Annotated in this window: 13 protein-coding genes and 3 pseudogenes; 5 read left to right on the forward strand and 11 right to left on the reverse strand. The window is 56.8% G+C overall.

Annotation, left to right across the window (positions count from 1 at the left end):
• Positions 1–145 precede the first annotated feature (145 nt).
• The 4 genes from JCM12296_RS13280 to dctP all read right to left on the reverse strand — a co-directional run bounded on the left by JCM12296_RS13280 (position 146) and on the right by dctP (position 3920).
• On the reverse strand, positions 146–889 hold the full coding sequence (locus JCM12296_RS13280) for a (Fe-S)-binding protein (RefSeq protein ID WP_054693824.1): 744 nt from the start codon (positions 887–889) through the stop codon (positions 146–148).
• 29 nt (positions 890–918) lie between these two features.
• Entirely contained in the window at positions 919–2238 is a 1320-nt protein-coding gene (locus JCM12296_RS13285) for a TRAP transporter large permease (RefSeq protein ID WP_054693732.1), read from the reverse strand.
• A gap of 4 nt (positions 2239–2242) precedes the next feature.
• A complete protein-coding gene (locus JCM12296_RS13290) occupies positions 2243–2752 on the reverse strand; it encodes a TRAP transporter small permease subunit (protein ID WP_054693735.1) in 510 nt (169 codons plus the stop codon).
• A 118-nt stretch (positions 2753–2870) separates the two neighbouring features.
• Positions 2871–3920: a TRAP transporter substrate-binding protein DctP gene (gene dctP / locus JCM12296_RS13295; protein WP_054693738.1), complete on the reverse strand. Its 1050-nt coding sequence runs from the start codon at positions 3918–3920 to the stop codon at positions 2871–2873.
• A gap of 430 nt (positions 3921–4350) precedes the next feature.
• Here dctP and JCM12296_RS13300 point away from each other — a divergent pair, with 430 nt between their 5' ends.
• Positions 4351–5076 (forward strand): FadR/GntR family transcriptional regulator, encoded by a 726-nt coding sequence (locus tag JCM12296_RS13300; protein WP_054693741.1) that lies wholly within the window; start codon positions 4351–4353, stop codon positions 5074–5076.
• On the opposite strand, the pseudogene JCM12296_RS13305 reads toward JCM12296_RS13300, so the two are convergent.
• A pseudogene (locus tag JCM12296_RS13305) lies at positions 5073–6055 on the reverse strand (bile acid:sodium symporter). The gene JCM12296_RS13300 and the pseudogene JCM12296_RS13305 overlap by 4 nt on opposite strands.
• A gap of 783 nt (positions 6056–6838) precedes the next feature.
• Here JCM12296_RS13305 and JCM12296_RS13315 point away from each other — a divergent pair.
• Together JCM12296_RS13315 and JCM12296_RS13320 are read left to right on the forward strand one after the other, a co-directional pair.
• Positions 6839–7288: a DUF3842 family protein gene (locus JCM12296_RS13315; protein ID WP_054693750.1), complete on the forward strand. Its 450-nt coding sequence runs from the start codon at positions 6839–6841 to the stop codon at positions 7286–7288.
• Complete coding sequence (locus JCM12296_RS13320) at positions 7281–7469, forward strand: CooT family nickel-binding protein (RefSeq protein WP_054693753.1); 189 nt, start codon at positions 7281–7283, stop codon at positions 7467–7469. Before JCM12296_RS13315 ends, JCM12296_RS13320 begins: the two co-directional genes overlap by 8 nt.
• Before the next feature lie 87 nt (positions 7470–7556).
• Here JCM12296_RS13320 and JCM12296_RS13325 read toward each other — a convergent pair whose 3' ends face one another.
• The gene (locus tag JCM12296_RS13325) at positions 7557–9260 is read right to left on the reverse strand and encodes an FAD-dependent oxidoreductase (protein ID WP_054693827.1); all 1704 of its coding nucleotides are present in this window, start codon (positions 9258–9260) and stop codon (positions 7557–7559) included.
• 585 nt (positions 9261–9845) lie between these two features.
• On the opposite strand from JCM12296_RS13325, the pseudogene JCM12296_RS13335 reads away from it, so the two are divergent.
• Positions 9846–10684, forward strand: a pseudogene (locus tag JCM12296_RS13335) (methylenetetrahydrofolate reductase).
• A 492-nt stretch (positions 10685–11176) separates the two neighbouring features.
• Here JCM12296_RS13335 and JCM12296_RS13345 read toward each other — a convergent pair.
• Complete coding sequence (locus JCM12296_RS13345; protein WP_054693762.1) at positions 11177–11656, reverse strand: polyhydroxyalkanoate synthesis regulator DNA-binding domain-containing protein; 480 nt, start codon at positions 11654–11656, stop codon at positions 11177–11179.
• Positions 11657–11927: 271 nt separating this feature from the next.
• On the opposite strand from JCM12296_RS13345, the gene JCM12296_RS13350 reads away from it, so the two are divergent.
• Positions 11928–12185: a hypothetical protein gene (locus JCM12296_RS13350; protein WP_054693765.1), complete on the forward strand. Its 258-nt coding sequence runs from the start codon at positions 11928–11930 to the stop codon at positions 12183–12185.
• 78 nt (positions 12186–12263) lie between these two features.
• On the opposite strand, the gene JCM12296_RS13355 is transcribed toward JCM12296_RS13350, so the two are convergent.
• From JCM12296_RS13355 to JCM12296_RS13370, 4 genes and pseudogenes are all read right to left on the reverse strand, one after another.
• Positions 12264–12635: a hypothetical protein gene (locus JCM12296_RS13355; RefSeq protein WP_157067592.1), complete on the reverse strand. Its 372-nt coding sequence runs from the start codon at positions 12633–12635 to the stop codon at positions 12264–12266.
• Between the two features lie 18 nt (positions 12636–12653).
• Positions 12654–14386: pseudogene (locus JCM12296_RS13360) on the reverse strand (Hsp70 family protein).
• Between the two features lie 21 nt (positions 14387–14407).
• Positions 14408–15214 (reverse strand): nucleotide exchange factor GrpE, encoded by an 807-nt coding sequence (locus JCM12296_RS13365; protein ID WP_054693771.1) that lies wholly within the window; start codon positions 15212–15214, stop codon positions 14408–14410.
• A complete protein-coding gene (locus tag JCM12296_RS13370) occupies positions 15211–15528 on the reverse strand; it encodes a J domain-containing protein (RefSeq protein ID WP_157067593.1) in 318 nt (105 codons plus the stop codon). The genes JCM12296_RS13365 and JCM12296_RS13370 overlap by 4 nt, the downstream gene beginning before the upstream one ends.
• Positions 15529–15536: the final 8 nt, after the last annotated feature.

Genomic DNA, 15536 nt, shown 5'->3' on the forward strand with positions numbered 1-15536 from the left:
CGGGCAGCTGGCGGTAGTTTCGGCCGTGGCCGGCCCCATGCGATGCTGGAAGCCGGACAGGGCCTGCTGGAGAATCGGGTCGTCGATGGCCGTGCGCGCGTTGGCGACGTATCGGTCGGTGGTGTAGGTAGCCATGGGGGTCTCCTTAGGGGGCCAGGATCTGGGCGATGTGCCGGACCTGAACGGCATGGTTGTGGCGCGAGAGGTAGCCCTCGATGTTCATCAGGCAGACCATGTCGCAGCCGACCACGGTCTGGGCGCCCGTGGCGAGGATATTGGCGACCTTCTCGGCGACCATGGCCGTGGAGATGTCCGGGTATTTCACCGCGAAAGTGCCGCCGAATCCGCAGCAGCGGTCGGAATCAATCATTTCCACCAATTCCAGGCCGTGCACGCCGGCCAAAAGCTGGCGCGGCTGATGGCGCACGCCGAGGGTGCGCACGAGGTGGCAGGAGTCGTGATAGGTGACCCGTCCCGGCCAGCGGGCCCCCAGATCGGTCACGCCCAGGACGTCCACGAGGAATTCGGTCAGTTCGAAGGTCTTGGCGGCCACGGCCGCGGCCCGCGTCCGCCAGGCCGGTTCATCGGCAAACAGCTCGGCGTAGTGATGGCGCACCATGGCCACGCAGGAGCCCGACGGACAGACGATGCAGGGTGCATCTTCGAAGATTTCGATGAAGTGCCGGGCCGCCTGGCGGGCCGCGTCCCGGTAACCGGCATTGAAGGCCGGCTGGCCGCAGCAGGTCTGGCCGTCGGGGTAGTCCACGACGATGGCCAGGCGTTCGAAGATCCGCAGCATCGCCTCGGCCACTTCCGGATAGATGCTGTCGACGACGCATTGGATGAACAGGCTGACCCGTTGGGGGCTTTGAGAAATTGCTTTTGGCATGGCGCCATCCTTTTCGGCAACGCTGTCGATCAATGGATCAACAATGCCGGCAGCGTGGTTAACAGGGACGGAAAGAGGATGCAGAGCACGATGGCCAGTACCTGAAGGGCCACGAAGGGCAGGACGCCGCGGTAGATATCCGTGGTCGCGACCTCGGGCGGCGTGATGCCCTTCAGGTAGAAGATCGAGTAGGCGAATGGCGGCGTGAGGAACGAGATCTGCAGGTTGACCATCACCAGAACGGCGAACCAGATCGGATCGAATCCCATTTCCGCGGCGATGGGCGTGATCAATGGCACGACGATAAAGAGAATTCCCATCCAGTCGATGAACATGCCCAGCAGTACCAGAAGCAGCATGATCACCGCCAGTACCCCCCATTTGCCGAAGGGCAGGCCCAGGAAAAGCTGACTGATCACATCGTCGCCGCCGATGGAGACAAATACCGTGGAGAAGAAGGACGCGCCCACGGCGATCATCATGATCATGCTGGTGATGGAAATCGTCTCGAAGGCGGCTCCCTTGAGGGTTTTGAAGTTGAGCTGCCCATAACCGGCGGCCAGGATCATGCTGGTGATCACGCCCACGGCAGCCGCCTCGGTCACGGCGGCGATCCCCAGGAAGATGCTTCCCAAAACGGCCATGATCAACAGCGCCGGCGGCAGCACCGAGGTGAGCAGCATGCGCATCTTCTGTCCCAAGGGGATGTCGCGCTCAGTCTTGGGCATGGGCGGGCCGTCCTGGGGGCGCAGGTAGCAGCGTACGCCGATATAGGCCATGTAGAGCAGGCTGAGCAGCACCCCCGGCACCACGGTGCCGAGAAAAAGCTTGCCCACGGAGATGCGCGCGATGGGCCCGTAAATCACGATCATGACGCTGGGCGGAATCAGGATGCCCAGGGTTCCGCCGGCGCAGATGCTGCCGCAGGCCAGGGAGCGGTCATACTTGTGTTTGAGCATGGAGGGCAGGGCCATCAAGCCGATGGTCACCTCCGAGGCGCCGACGACTCCGGTGGTGGCGGCAAAAAGCGCCGAGATGGCGATGGTGCTGATGCCCAGGCCGCCCCGGATGCCGCCCCATAAAAGGTGCAGGGCGTTGAACAGGCGTTTGGCCACGCCGGAACGTTCCATAAACACGCCCATGAAGAGAAAGAGCGGCACGGCCAAAAGGGTGTAGTTCTTCATCAAGTCGTAGAGACGGGTGATGAAGAGGTTGAAGATCTGGGGGCCGCTGTCGATCCAGCCGAACACCATGGCCACACCGCCGAGCACGAAGGCCGTGGGATAACCGAGAAAGATCCCGATGAACAGGGTGACAAACATCAACAAAACCATCAGTTCGGGACTCATGGGATCATTCTCCTTTGATGGCCACGTGCAGGCGGCGCACCAATTCGGCCGCTCCCTGCAGAAAGAGCAGGCAGACGCCCGCCAGCATGACGGCCTTGAAGGGGTAGATCAACGGCTGCCAGTAGCCCTGCATGGAACGCTCCTGCATCTGGAACGAGAAATGGACATACGGGACCAGATAGATGATGATGCCCAGCCACAGGGGCAGGAAGAAAATCAGATAGAATACCGAATCGATGATCGCCCGGACCCGTGGCCGGAAGCGGTTGTAGAAGATATCGATGCGCACCTGGCGGCCATTTTTCAGGGTAAAGGCCTCACCCAGGAGAAAATAGGTGCCGCCGAGCATGTAGCTCAGGTCGAAGGACCATTTGGTCGGGCTGTTGAACAGATAGCGGGCGACGACCTCATAGCCCAGCACGGCGGTCAGCGCGACCACCAGGTAGATCGCGATGCTGGCGGTGATCTCGCTGAGCCGGTCGATCGCGCGGCAAAAAGTTTCCAGGGCTTTCATCAAGATGCTCCGATAAAACCGATGGGTTTGTAAAAGGCCCGATCAAAATACGATCGGGCCTTTTTGCGAATCCGTCGAAAGTGGCGATGCAGATGGGGATTCCCAGGCGGCACGAGCCCTATTTTACGGCGGGGGTCATCATGTCCGTGTACTGGTTATAGCCGGTTCTGAACTTGCGCTGGGACGCGAGTACCTTGGCGAAAAAGGGATCGTCGGCGGCCTTTTTGTCCAAAAGGGCGGTGGCCTTGACCTGCAGGGCCTTCTGGATCGCCGGATCGAGGTATTCGATCTGGATGCCCTTTTCCTTGAAGAACGCCAGGGCCTTTATATCCTCATTGATGCAGTGGGTCAGCACGCGCAGGGTGGTCGCTTGGGCGGCCTCCTTGACGATCGCCTTCAGGTCGTCGGGCAGTTTCTCCCAGGAGCGCTTGTTGATGGTCACGTCGAGCAGGGTGCTGGGTTGGTGGATCCCGGGCACCAGCAGGTACTTGGCGGTTTCGTGAAAGGCCAGATCCTTGTCCATGGAGGGAATGCTGAACTCACCCGCGTCCAGAACGTTGCGCTGCAGGGCCTCGTAAATCTCACCGGCCGGCAGCATCACCACGGCGGCGCCGGCTTCGGTCAGAATTTCACCCCAGTAGCCCGAGGTCCTGAATTTCAAGCCCTTGAAATCGTCCATGGAGCGAATCGGCTTGTTGGACCAGGCCAGGTTCTCCGAGGGCAGGATGCCGCAGACCGTGGCGTAGCCCAGGTTGTATTGGGCGTAGAGTTCCTGATAGAGATCCTTGCCCTCATCTTCGTAAAACCAGGTCAGGTACGGGATGACGTTCATACCGAAGGGAATGTAGCCGAACAGGGGCGAGGCCTTGAGTTTGCCCATCTGGTAGGCCGGTGAACTGTGGGCCATGTCGATACTGCCGGACTGGACGCCGTCCATGACTTCCAGCGCGCCCATGAGAACGCCGGCGGCGTAGGTTTTGACGGTCAGCCGACCACCGCTCATGGCGGTAACCGAATCGGCGAACTGCTCGGCGGCCGCCTCCAGGATGGTCCCCTGGGGCCACGAGGTGGCCATTTTCCAGCGAGTGGTGCCGGCGCTGCATACCGTCGTCAGGCCGAAAACCAGCAACACGGTGAATCCCAACCGAAACATGCGTGCCTTTTTCATTGATCCTGCTCTCCTCTCTTACGAATCCGTCTGAAATGCGACTTCTAAGGAAGTGACCCGAAATTCGGGTCACTTCGTGAACACGGATATTTCCCCGCAAGGGGTAAACTGCTTTTTACGAGTCCATCAATCCTTGGTCGGACCACGGATAGCAAGAAACCACAAAATCGTCAAGAACAGCTTTGGGTTCTCGGGATGCATTTTGAGTATTATTTAATTATATGAAATTAATTATAATTTTATTTTAATAAAAATGGTCGAAAGGATCGGGTTGCCAAATGCGCGGATCTGAACTATACGGAATTGTAAATAAACTGTGCGAAGCATGTTGTGGTTTTACCAAGGTGGGAGGCCTGGTGCGGTTGTTATTCAGATCGCGCTGCCGCCACCGAATACAGGGATTTTTGCATAGTCGGCCGGGCATGGACAGATGAACAGAGATATTTACCAACGCGTCAAACCGAGCACCGTATCCCAGAAGATCGTCCAGCAAATCAAGGATTTGATCAAGGATGGCAAGTTGAAGCCCGGCGAGCAGCTTCCCCCCGAACGGGCGTTCGCGGAGCTTTTGGGCGTCGGACGGCCCTCCCTGCGCCAGGCGCTCAATACCCTTGAAACGCTGGGGTTTCTGGAAATCCGGAAGCGCCAGGGCGTTTTCGTCAAGAACGTCACCGGCGTGATCGTTGCCGATCCCCTGCGGCTGATTCTCAAGGAAGACAAACGGGTGCTGCCCCAGTTGTATGAAATCCGCAAGGATGTCGAGCTCTCCGCCGCTTTTCTGGCGGCATCCCGCCGGACCGAGGCGGATTTGGTGGCTATCGAGACGCCGATCTTAAGGATGGAAAGCGATGCTCAGCACGGCAGCTTCACCATTACCGACGACCTGTCGGTGCATCTGTCGATTGCCGGGGCCACGCATAATTTTTTGCGTGTCCATCTGCTTCAATACATCTTCGATCTGTCCAGCGATATTCTGAGCAGCGTGCTTGACGGTCTTAGCGAGGATCCGGCCCATATGCCCCTGTTGTGTCGCCACCACCGGCAGATTTTCGAAGCCATTGCGGCGGGTGATCCCGACCGGGCCCGCGCCACCATGCAAGCGCATTTGGCATGGGTGGAGCAGCATTGGCTGCAGCTGATTGAAGACTCCGGCTAGTGGATTCGGCTGCGTATTTTAACGGCCAGATAGCCATCCATCATCAGATGGATGAGGTGATGCAGCACACATACCAGAAGGGCCGATCCATAACCGGGAAACAGCGTGACCTGGAGCATCACCGACAGCGGCAGGGTTTTTTGGGCGCCCATGAAAATGACCGCCTCGCGGCGTCCCGGACCGATTGCCAACATCCGACAAATGCCGAAGGCCATTACCAACAAGATGGCGTGAAAGACGATTGCCAGGGGAACGATCAAAAGGGCGATGCCTGCCTGTTCGACCAGCACCTGGCGGGCCGCGCCAAGGGAGATGAAGACGATCAGCAGCACGATGGCCTGGTTGATCATGCCCAGCTGTCTTTTTCGCTGGGGCGGGATGGAGGGCAAACGGTGCTTGATGCCCATGCCGACCCCCAGGGGCAGGAGAACCAGCACCAGCAGTTTGATGAAAACGGCCCGCTGGTCGATGGTCAGGGAAGCATCCAGCTGCAGGGAATGCAACAGCAGCGGCAGGGTCAGCGGGATGGAGACGATGGCCGCGCAGTTGGAGAGGATGGTCACAAACAGGGCGTGGGCGATGTTCCCGCCAGCCTGGCCGGTCATGACCACCCCGCTGGAAAGGGTCGTGGGCATGGCGGCCACCAGCACGATTCCCAGAGCCACGCCGGTCTCCATGGGCAGGCGGACCAAACCGGCCGCCACCAATGGGGCCGCGACAAGAATCAGCACCAGGCGGCCAGCGTGGCGCGGACATCCCGGATGCCGGCCCGAATCTGGTCGATCTCGATGATCAGGCCGGAGAAGAGGAAAATCACGACGATCAGCACCGAGGGGCCATGGTGGTTTTTCAGCAGGATGCCGGTGCGCGCCAGGTTGAGCGTGCCGTCCAGCAGTACTCCGGCAAACACCAGGGCCAGGCCGATGAAAAACCAATGCCGTTTGATCGTTTTCACGAATTCAGCCGTAGCGAGGGGCATGGGTTGGAAAATCCGTTTTGATGGTGTTGCGCCGACGGCCGTCGCTGCTTGCCTCGGCGTGGCGATTCAATCCGCTTTCAACGATGGAAGAAGCATTCTTGACGCACTCGTTAAAAGTCGCATTTCCGACGGATTCGTAAGAAGCCCGAGATCAAGGCTTGCGAATCCTGAGGAATGAGGCGTACTTAGCGTACTCCGCAATGACGAAGGATACGCGTAACGCCGATATCGGGCTTCTTACGAATCCGTCATTCTTTGTTCAATCTGGTTATGGACTATGGGCTGCCTCCGCCTTTGTCAAGGCCAATTCCGGGGGCCAACAGGGTAACCGCATTTGGCTTATTGTTACTCTTTTTCACGGTGGTGACCTGTAAGAATGTCAAATGTCCAATGAAAAATGCCAAATGGTGGTATTCGGACCGTTTATAATCGATATCAGCCTTCAATTGACAATCGATATCAGCCTTCAATTGACATTTTGATTTTGGCATTTGGCATTGATTGATTCCAAATACTGGGTTCTGATCACACCAACAACAAGGATGAAATCCAAATGCATTTGCCCTGCGAGGGAGGGGCCCGGATGGAATCCCCTTGACTTGATCGCCGCGAATATTATACTAACCGGAATAAAACCAGCGCGTGCCACGAAGGTGCGGCAAAATCGGACAATCTATAGCGTTTGAAAGGCCACGAAGGCATCCACAGGAGTTTCTCCTGTTGGACCCGTGGCCTTTTTCTGTTCAGGACGCCCGTCGAAGGAAATGGGCACGCGGATCGGACATGCCAGCAGAAAAGAATAGAAACGTGAGAAAACGGGTTTGTGTCATCGACGGGCAGGGAGGCGGTATCGGATCAACGGTGATCAAATATATCAAGGCGGCCTACGGAGAAAAGATCGAACTGATCGCGCTGGGGACCAATGCCATCGCCGCGTCACAGATGTTGCGGGCCGGTGCCAACAAATGCGCCTCGGGCGAGAACGCCATTTGCCATACAACGGCGCAGGCGGACTGTATCGTCGGGCCGGTGACGATCACCTGGGCCAATGCCATGCTCGGCGAGGTGACCCCCAAAATGGCCGCAGCGGTTTCAAGCAGTACGGCGTTCAAACTGCTTTTGCCCCTTTACCAGGAGAACGCCGAGATCGTCGGGGTCGTGGCCGAACCGTTGCCCCATCTGGTTCAGACCCTGGTGGAAAAACGTTTACAGGAGGTGCTCGATCATGTGTGAAGCCAACGCTTATCTGTTCAAGAATGGAGAAGAGACCCTGTTGATGAAGTCGGTGGATCTGGTGGAGCCCGAGCCGGACGGCACCTTCCGTCTGGTGGGCATCTTTGGCGACCAGATCGTCGTCAAGGGGAAGATCAAGCGCATGAATCTGGTGGATCACCGGATTTTGTTTGAGGAGTAGACGTCGCGGCCCCCACGGAAAAAAGATCAAATTTTTCCGTGAAGGCCGTGATGATTCCAATGCCTGTCTGGATTAGCCCATGACAGCCTACCCTTTCACGAACTTCGGGTACGGCCAGCAGACCACTCCGCCATCCATGTAGCTCACGTTGGCGTAGCCGGCGCCGGTCAGCATGCGCTCGGCCTCATAGCCGCGTAGCGATATCTTGCAGAAGGCCACGATCTCCTTGTCCTTGGGCAGCTGGTCCAATGATTCGCGCAGTTTGCCCAGGGGAATCAGCTTGACCCGCGGATCCTCGATGCGCATCTCCTCGAATTCCTGGGGCGAACGCACGTCAAGAAAGATGAAGTCGTCGCCATTGTCGATCTTGGCCTTGACCTCGATGGGGGTATAGGACTTGCCCAACCCATTGAGTTTGTTTTCGGCGATGTTGGCCGCCGTAATGATGTTGTCCATGGCCGGTGAAAAGGGCGGCGCATAGGCCAGGTCGTACTGGGCGATATCGGTTACCGGGCCGCCGGAGGCGATATTGCTCACCGCCACTTCCATGCGCTTGGCCACATCGCCCGGCCCCACGATCTGCGCACCCAGGAGTTTCCGGGTGGCGCGGTCGACGATGAACTTGATGATGATCAGTTTGGCTTCCTTGAGAAAGTGAGCCTTGTCCGGTGACGGGTTGAGCACCGTGACGGTGTCGTAGCCCAAATCGGCGGCCATTTTTTCGGTCAGGCCGGTACGGGCCACGTTGATGTTGAAGAGCTTGCAGATGGCGGTTCCGCAGACGCCGTTGAAATGGGAATCGATGCCGCAGATGTTGTCGGCGATGACGCGGCCGTGTTTGTTGGCGGTGGAGCCCATGGGCGCGTAGATGGGCTTGCCGGTCACCCGATTGATGTTTTCCGCGCAGTCGCCGCCGGCATAGATGTCCGGGTCCGAGGTGCGCAGGTGGGCATCGACCTTGATGGCACCGGTCTCGCCGATTTCCAATCCCATATCCTTGGCCAGTTGGATGCTGGGCCGCACGCCCACTGAAATCAGGACCATGTCCGCCGGATATTCGCCCTTGTCGGTGGCCACGCTTTTGACGTTTCCACGGTCGTCGCCGTTGATCTTGAGTACCCGCTCACTCAACTTGAGGGGAATTCCGTTGGCGGCGAACTCCTTGTGAACATGATAGGCGATTTCCGGGTCGAGCAACTGTCCCATCACCTTGTCGAGCATTTCGATGACGGTGATCTCCATGCCTTGCTTCTTAAAGGCCTCGGTGACCTCGATGCCGATCAGGCCGCCCCCGATAATGACGGCTTTCTTGCCTTTCAAGGATCCGCTTTCGTTACGGATCTTGCGGGCATCCTCGACGGTTTGCAGAAAATTGACCCCGTTGAGATCCGTGCCCTCGATGGGCGGCACCTGGGTATTGCTGCCGACGGCAAGAACCAGTTTGTCGTAGGGAATCTCGATGTTGGCTCCGGAGAGGATATTGATGGCCTTGATGCATTTGTTTTCCCGCTCAACACTTTTGACCAGGGTATGGTTTTTAACCTCGATGCCCTTGACCTTATCAAAATAGAAGGTGTCACGGACCACGCCGGTGGGGGTGGCCATCAGCTCATTGTGACTCTCCACTTCACCGGAAATATAAAAGGGCAGTCCGCAACCGGCATAGGAGAGCAATTCGCCCTTTTCGATGATGGTCACTTCGGCCTCGGGATTCAGGCGTTTGATTCGCGAGGCGGCCTTGGGGCCACAGGCCACGCCGCCGATAACGACGATTTTCTGATTGTTTTGCATGTCAATCCTTTCTTGAACGATGCGATAAAAAAGGTTGGATAAACGATCTTGTGTCGGATCATAGAAAATCCGAAAATCTAAACAAAAGGCATGCCACACATAAAAAAAACAAATAAGCAGGAGCGCTGTGTGCGCTTCCACCAGCAATTCTCAGATTCTCCATAAAAAATCAAGGTCGGAATCCATGTTTGGCCATTGAGCGGCCAGGTTGGGGTGTGGCGGGCGCGGTGGCAGTGGCGCACGACGACGATTGTCGGAAGCACTACGGTTGCACTTGTGAGACGCTGAAAGGGGGGCGATGATCCGAAAAAAAACTTCTTCGCCCATTCCCGCCGGTCCGTCGCATGATGGCCGGGTGGGGGCTCACCGCAAGGCCCCTTTGCGATTCGGAAGTTTCGCGCCTAAGCCATCACGGCCGGCGTTGCCTTTGGCGCTTTGCATGCTTTCTCCCAACGGTGGCACGGACGATGCTTTTCGTTTTTGGGTCATTATCCTGAACGGTCGGGGGATGCCATTTTTACACGTTTTTCACGAAAGGATATTTTTCATGCATGTGGGTAATCTGTACGCAACTCAGAAAAAACGGTGATCTCTTTTGAATTTTTTCCTCCCCGGGATGAGAAGGCTGCCGGTACATTCGACACCGTCGTCGACACGCTGGCCCAACTGGCACCGGATTACATGTCGATCACTTTCGGCGCGGGCGGATCGACCCGGGAGGGGTCCTATCAGGCCGTCAACAAACTGCTGGTGGAGAAGAAAATCCCCACCGTCGCCTATCTCGCCGGGTTTGGCCTTGCACCGGATGAAATCAGACGGGAACTGGACCGCTACCGGGAGCTTGGTGTCGAGACCGTTTTCGTCATTCGGGGCGACAAACCCAGGACCCCAATTTTAAACCCCATCCCGAAAGTTTTTCGTACGCGTCGGAAATGATTACATTCATCAAACGCCATTACGACTTCTGCCTCGGCTGCGCCGGATATCCCGAGGGGCATATCCAGGCCCAGAGCCTGGAGGCGGATATCGGTTTTCTCAAACAAAAGCAGGACAACGGTGCCGAATATGTCGTCACCCAGTATTGTTATGATAATGACGTTTTTTTCCGCTATGTGGAGAAATGCCGGTCGGCGGGTGTGTCGATCCCCATCATTCCGGGGATCATGCCGGTCTATACCCTCAAGCTGACCCAGATGCTGTCCAAAATCTGCGGGACGACCATCACCGATGAAATGCAGCGCGGGCTGGATCAACTGGACGCGACGGACAAAGATGCGGTAATCGATTTTGGAGTGGATTTTGCGGTCGAACAGTGCCGCGGGCTACTGAAAAAGGGGGTTGCCGGATTGCATTTCTATACGATGGATCGCAGTCGTTCCACCAAGGCGATCCTCACGCACCTTCGCGAGGAGAATCTGATTTAGCGATATCCTGATTAGCAGATCCGCTTGCCAGAAAAAACGGGATGACCTGTGGCCACACGAATCCGCCACCGGTCATAGCGCCGACTGGACCGGCCAGGGTCATCCCTGAACGAATTGTCTATCACGCGTGGTCGTTTGTTTTTCGCCGACTCTTTTCCCGGCGGCAAATCCATCCCACCGTGCTGACATAGGTGAACCCCTCACAGATCACCTGTCGTCGGTCCATACCGGTCCGTTTATTTGCCGTAGATGCCTTTCTGGCATTGCCAAGGATACGTTTTTCTTCTTTTTGATGCTGCTGGCTAAGCATAAGACACCTCCATCGGTTTGGAGTGAATGGAGCGATCTACATTGGCTAAGAAAGAAGACGGGCGGTTTGACGCGCTGAACAGCATTTCAAAATCAAATGTGAACAATCAACCCATGTAGAGCCTTCATACTAACAACAGCGGTTGGTTGTTGGCAAGATTTAAATCATATCCGTCGACGTTATCAGGTGGGATCATCCGGCTTTTTTTTGGGAGTGGATGGGACGGTGTCGCCAAAAGTGTTGAATACGGACCGAAACGGATTGATTTCAAGAAACTGTTTTTGGGTCGCCTCGGACATGTTGAATCCCATTTCCAGCCATTGACGGAATTGGCTGTCCATCGATTTCTTGTGGTTGATAAAATTTTCGAAAACCAGGGAAAGATACTTTTCGAAAAACTCGCCGAGCAGGTTGTCGCCATAGCGGATGATCAGGTGCAGAAAGGGTACCGGCAGCAAGGCGTTATTCTTTTTTGCTTCTTCCAGAACGATCTGGGTGAGGATAAAAGCCGTGACGTCCTCTTTTGTATTGGCATCCAGTATACTCACCAAGCGTCCTTTACGGATATAGTCGGCCACGTCGCCAAGGGTGACGTAAACGCTCTTTTCCGTGTCGTACAAGCGGCGGTTGGCATATTTTTTCAGTACTACCGGCTGTTCCATGGGTTCCCCCCGACCTGTCTGATTTCATGTTGCCTGATCGCGCATCATAGCGGTAATGCCCGCTCAAGTAAAGAATGATCAAAAAAATCATGCCAATAGCCTTTTGGCGCGTTTCTCACCAGACGCAATGCTGATGGTGCGGCGCACAAAAAATATAGTTGACATGCAACAAAAGCGTTTATAATAATAGATCTAAACTGAATTTTCGTTTTTGTGGCTATGCCGAAAAGAAGAGGGCCCCACAACCGATCAAACACAAGGAGAATAAACCATGGAACAGAAAAAAATCTTAAAACAGATCCTTGATTTCAACCAAGCCACGTTCAACAACAGTTTCAATGCCGTTGTCATGATGCAGGAGCAGTTTGAGCGGGTCGCCAAAACCGCCTTTACCCAGGCCACGTGGCTTCCGGAAGAGGGGCGTAAGGCGGTCGATGCGTGGGTGGGTAATTACAAGGCCGGTCGTGATCAATTCAAAACCTATGTTGATGACAGCTACGCGAAAGTGGAAAAAATTCTGGGTGCTTGAACCACCTGTTTTGCCAAAGGGGTATCCCCGTGCCCGCTGCAACCGATGCGCGCGGGGATACCAACCCTTCAAAAGATGTTAGGTGGGGGGATCGTTTCGGTTTGCTGACGGGTCGTCCACGGACGAAGACCGTTGGGCGGCGGCGCGGGCGTCCGGTTTCCTGCCTTTCTCGATTGTCTTCCAGGCGGACAGGGCAAGATGATAATTCCCCTGCAACAGGGCCGCACAAGCCAGCAGATGACCGCTGGTCCCGGTTCGGTGCAGCGCGAAGGCATGCCGGGCGTGCTCCAGCATGGTTTCAAAACGGCCGTCGCTATAAGCCTCGGCTGCCAGCCTGAGATGCGCTTGCGCCTGTTCGGCGGCTTCCAGCGCCCGACTAAAGTCGGTTTTGCAGCGTCTGCAGATTCGATTTCCCTTCAGACGGGCATTGCAAGTGGGGCAGTTTTCCACGGGCATGCCTCCCCTTGCTTATTCTTCCAGGTAAAACAGCAGGTCATCCAAGGCCTCACGATGCTGCCGGGCCTGTTCTGAATCACCGGCCTTGAGCGAGTCCCGGATGTCTTCGATCAAATTGACGATTTCTTCGCGATCCTCTTCCTCGATGGCGCCGTTCAAATGCTCCTCGGCGCGCCCAATAAGATCGGCGAATTCCGGGGGAAACGCATCTGTTTCCGGCCGCGTATCGGTGTCCGGCGCTTGAGGCCACAGCTCATCGATGCGCTGACGGGTCTGGTCCAGGTCTTTTTCGTCCAGGCGGGGAAGCGCGTTTTCGATCACCGCGTCGATATATTTTCCGGTATGCTTTTCCAGTGCCTTGATCTTCAGAATGCCATTCAGGTTCAGATCAAAATGCAGGGCCATCTGGCTGCCGGCCGGTGCCGGGGTCAGGTTGAACAGATATTTGCCCAAAAGGACGTTGTCGGTGGCGTCGGGCTCTTCGCCTGGTAAACCGTCACATCCACGGCTTCTTGATTGTCGTACAAGGTGTAGAAAACCTCGCTACGGCTGGCCGGCAGTTTGGTGTTGCGGCGGATCAGCGGCACAAATTGGGACATGCTCGGCTCACCGTTGATTTCCCCGATGGCCGAGGTGCCGAAAGTGTACGGCGTGATGTCAACCAGCACACTGGCATGGTCCAGCCCCATCTCCCGGGCCGACTGGATGCCGGCACCCATGGCGACGCACAGATCCGGATCGATCTCCCCGTGGGGCGGTGTGCCGAATTTCTCTTCCAGCAACTGGGCGATCCTGGGAATTCGGGTGGATCCGCCGACCAGAATGATCTGATCGATGGCCCCCGGTAGCATATCGGCATCTTTCAGGGCGCGGGTAACGGCCTGCATCGTACGGGACAGATCCGCTTCGATGAGGCTTTCGAAGTGGCTCCGGCTCAATTCCATGGAAAGGTGGATGACCTGTCCGTTTTTTTGGGTGAGGTGGTCCTCTTCAATCCGGGTATAGGGTTCGGTTGACAGCACACATTTTGCCGACTCGGCAACCCGCAGGAGCCGCGCCATGACAAAACGGTCACCGGAAACGTCTATGCCGTATTTGTTTTTCAGATGGGTCACCAGCTCGGCAACGATTTTCTTGTCGAAATCGTCGCCGCCCAGTTTATTGTCACCAGTACTGGCCAGCACCTCCACCACACCGTTTTCAATTTTGACGATGGAGACATCGAAAGTCCCGCCGCCCAAATCGTAAACCAGCAACTGACGGGTCTGGGTATTGCCGCGCTCGTAGGTCAGTGCCGCCGCCGTGGGTTCGTTGATGATCCGAACCACATCCAGTCCCGCAATCTGGCCGGCTTCCCGGGTCGCCTGACGTTGAACGTCGGTAAAGTAGGCCGGTACGGTGATGACCGCCCGGGTCACGGGCCGGCCAAGATGCTTTTCCGCCCGCTGCTTCAGGGATTTGAGGACGAAGGCGGAAATCTCCTGGGGGGAGAACGTGTTTTCGCCAAGTTCGATAACCGCATCGCTGCCCATGCGACGCTTGATGGAGAGAACGGTCCGTTCCGGGGCGACCAACGCCTGATTCATGGCCTGCCGTCCGACGATGACGGTCCCGTTTTCATCCAGTCCGACCACCGAAGGGACAATGCCGTTGTCATCATCGGTGATGATTTCTATTTTTCCGTTATCGTAAACCGCGACCTCCGAGTTGGTGGTCCCCAGATCGATGCCAACGATTGTTGCCATGGTATTCCTTATCGAAATTATTTATCTGCTGTTGACCACGACTTCGGCCGTGCGCAACACGCTGCCCGCGCGGATGAATCCGCCGGCGATTTCCTCGATGACGATTCCCGGATCGCTGTCGGCCGCATGGCGCGTATCCACCGCCCGCATGCAGGTGGCATCAAAGGGCCGGCCCGTGGTGACGATCGGTGCGATGCCCAACCGGTCCAAGGCGCGATCAAAACGCCGCCGTGCCATGGCATAGCCTTCCACCACGGCATCGATCCCCTTGGGTGCGCGTCGCCAGAAACCGCGAGTGACGGCCACGCTACGGGCCGCTTTTTCGCCCCGCACCAGGGCGTCGCGAATATCAAAGAACGCGGTTGCCGTTTTCTCCTCGATCTGGCGGCCAAGGGCGTCGTGAATTTCGTTCAGGCGGACGATACGGGCATCCAGTTGCTCGCCGATCCGTCCGAACCGCTCGGCCAGTTCCGTTTGCGACCGTAAGGTCGTGCGTTGCTGCCGGGTCTGCATGTTGATTTCCTGGCGCAGGGTGGCAAATTCGGTAAGCAGCGTGTAAAGGTCGCACGCCGGCGGATCCGGTTCATCGGTGGGGCCGGTATCCGGGAGCGCCGCCAGCCAGGCCGAAAAATCGTCCATTGCCTTCTCTTTCCATTTGTCGGGCGCGGCGGAGGGATCGGCGGTCGTGGCGGCCCAACGGATGAAAAGGCTGGCCGTGTGTCGCAGTAAAGGGGCGATCAAGGTTTGAAACGCCCATTGCCAGCCATGGCGCAGGCTGCGGACCAATGTTGCCGGTCGCCATTCAACCTTCGTAAAAAAAGCGCTCATTTGGATGTCCCCGGGTTGGTTTTCTTCAGCGCTTTCAACAACGTCTTGAGGCCAACCCGATTGCGGGTCGGCTTTACGGCTCTCGCCAGGTAGGCCAGGGAAGCCTCCACGTCTCCGGCTGTCCGATAGCCGAACAGTTGGTGGCGGATACGGCTATGCCTGTCTTTCAAGCGTTCATAGGCCAGACTGATATCCTGAAAACCTTGCGGATCATGTTCCGGTGGATGAATCCTGACCAAGGCCAGGTAGCGTTCACGGACCGCTTCGTCGGTGGCTCCCGGTTCCAGGCCGAGCACCAGATAATCTGCCAGCAAAATCAACC

Source organism: Desulfosarcina cetonica JCM 12296 (assembly GCF_001311845.1).
Taxonomy (GTDB): domain Bacteria; phylum Desulfobacterota; class Desulfobacteria; order Desulfobacterales; family Desulfosarcinaceae; genus Desulfosarcina; species Desulfosarcina cetonica.

Coding starts and splice junctions, on each gene's coding strand:
- JCM12296_RS13300 (WP_054693741.1), top strand. CDS start 4,351: ATGAACAGAGATATTTACCAACGCGTCAAACCGAGCACCGTATCCCAG.
- JCM12296_RS13350 (WP_054693765.1), top strand. CDS start 11,928: ATGGAACAGAAAAAAATCTTAAAACAGATCCTTGATTTCAACCAAGCC.
- JCM12296_RS13325 (WP_054693827.1), bottom strand. CDS start 9,260: ATGCAAAACAATCAGAAAATCGTCGTTATCGGCGGCGTGGCCTGTGGC.
- JCM12296_RS13320 (WP_054693753.1), top strand. CDS start 7,281: ATGTGTGAAGCCAACGCTTATCTGTTCAAGAATGGAGAAGAGACCCTG.
- JCM12296_RS13365 (WP_054693771.1), bottom strand. CDS start 15,214: ATGAGCGCTTTTTTTACGAAGGTTGAATGGCGACCGGCAACATTGGTC.
- JCM12296_RS13285 (WP_054693732.1), bottom strand. CDS start 2,238: ATGAGTCCCGAACTGATGGTTTTGTTGATGTTTGTCACCCTGTTCATC.
- dctP (WP_054693738.1), bottom strand. CDS start 3,920: ATGAAAAAGGCACGCATGTTTCGGTTGGGATTCACCGTGTTGCTGGTT.
- JCM12296_RS13280 (WP_054693824.1), bottom strand. CDS start 889: ATGCCAAAAGCAATTTCTCAAAGCCCCCAACGGGTCAGCCTGTTCATC.
- JCM12296_RS13345 (WP_054693762.1), bottom strand. CDS start 11,656: ATGGAACAGCCGGTAGTACTGAAAAAATATGCCAACCGCCGCTTGTAC.
- JCM12296_RS13290 (WP_054693735.1), bottom strand. CDS start 2,752: ATGAAAGCCCTGGAAACTTTTTGCCGCGCGATCGACCGGCTCAGCGAG.
- JCM12296_RS13315 (WP_054693750.1), top strand. CDS start 6,839: ATGCCAGCAGAAAAGAATAGAAACGTGAGAAAACGGGTTTGTGTCATC.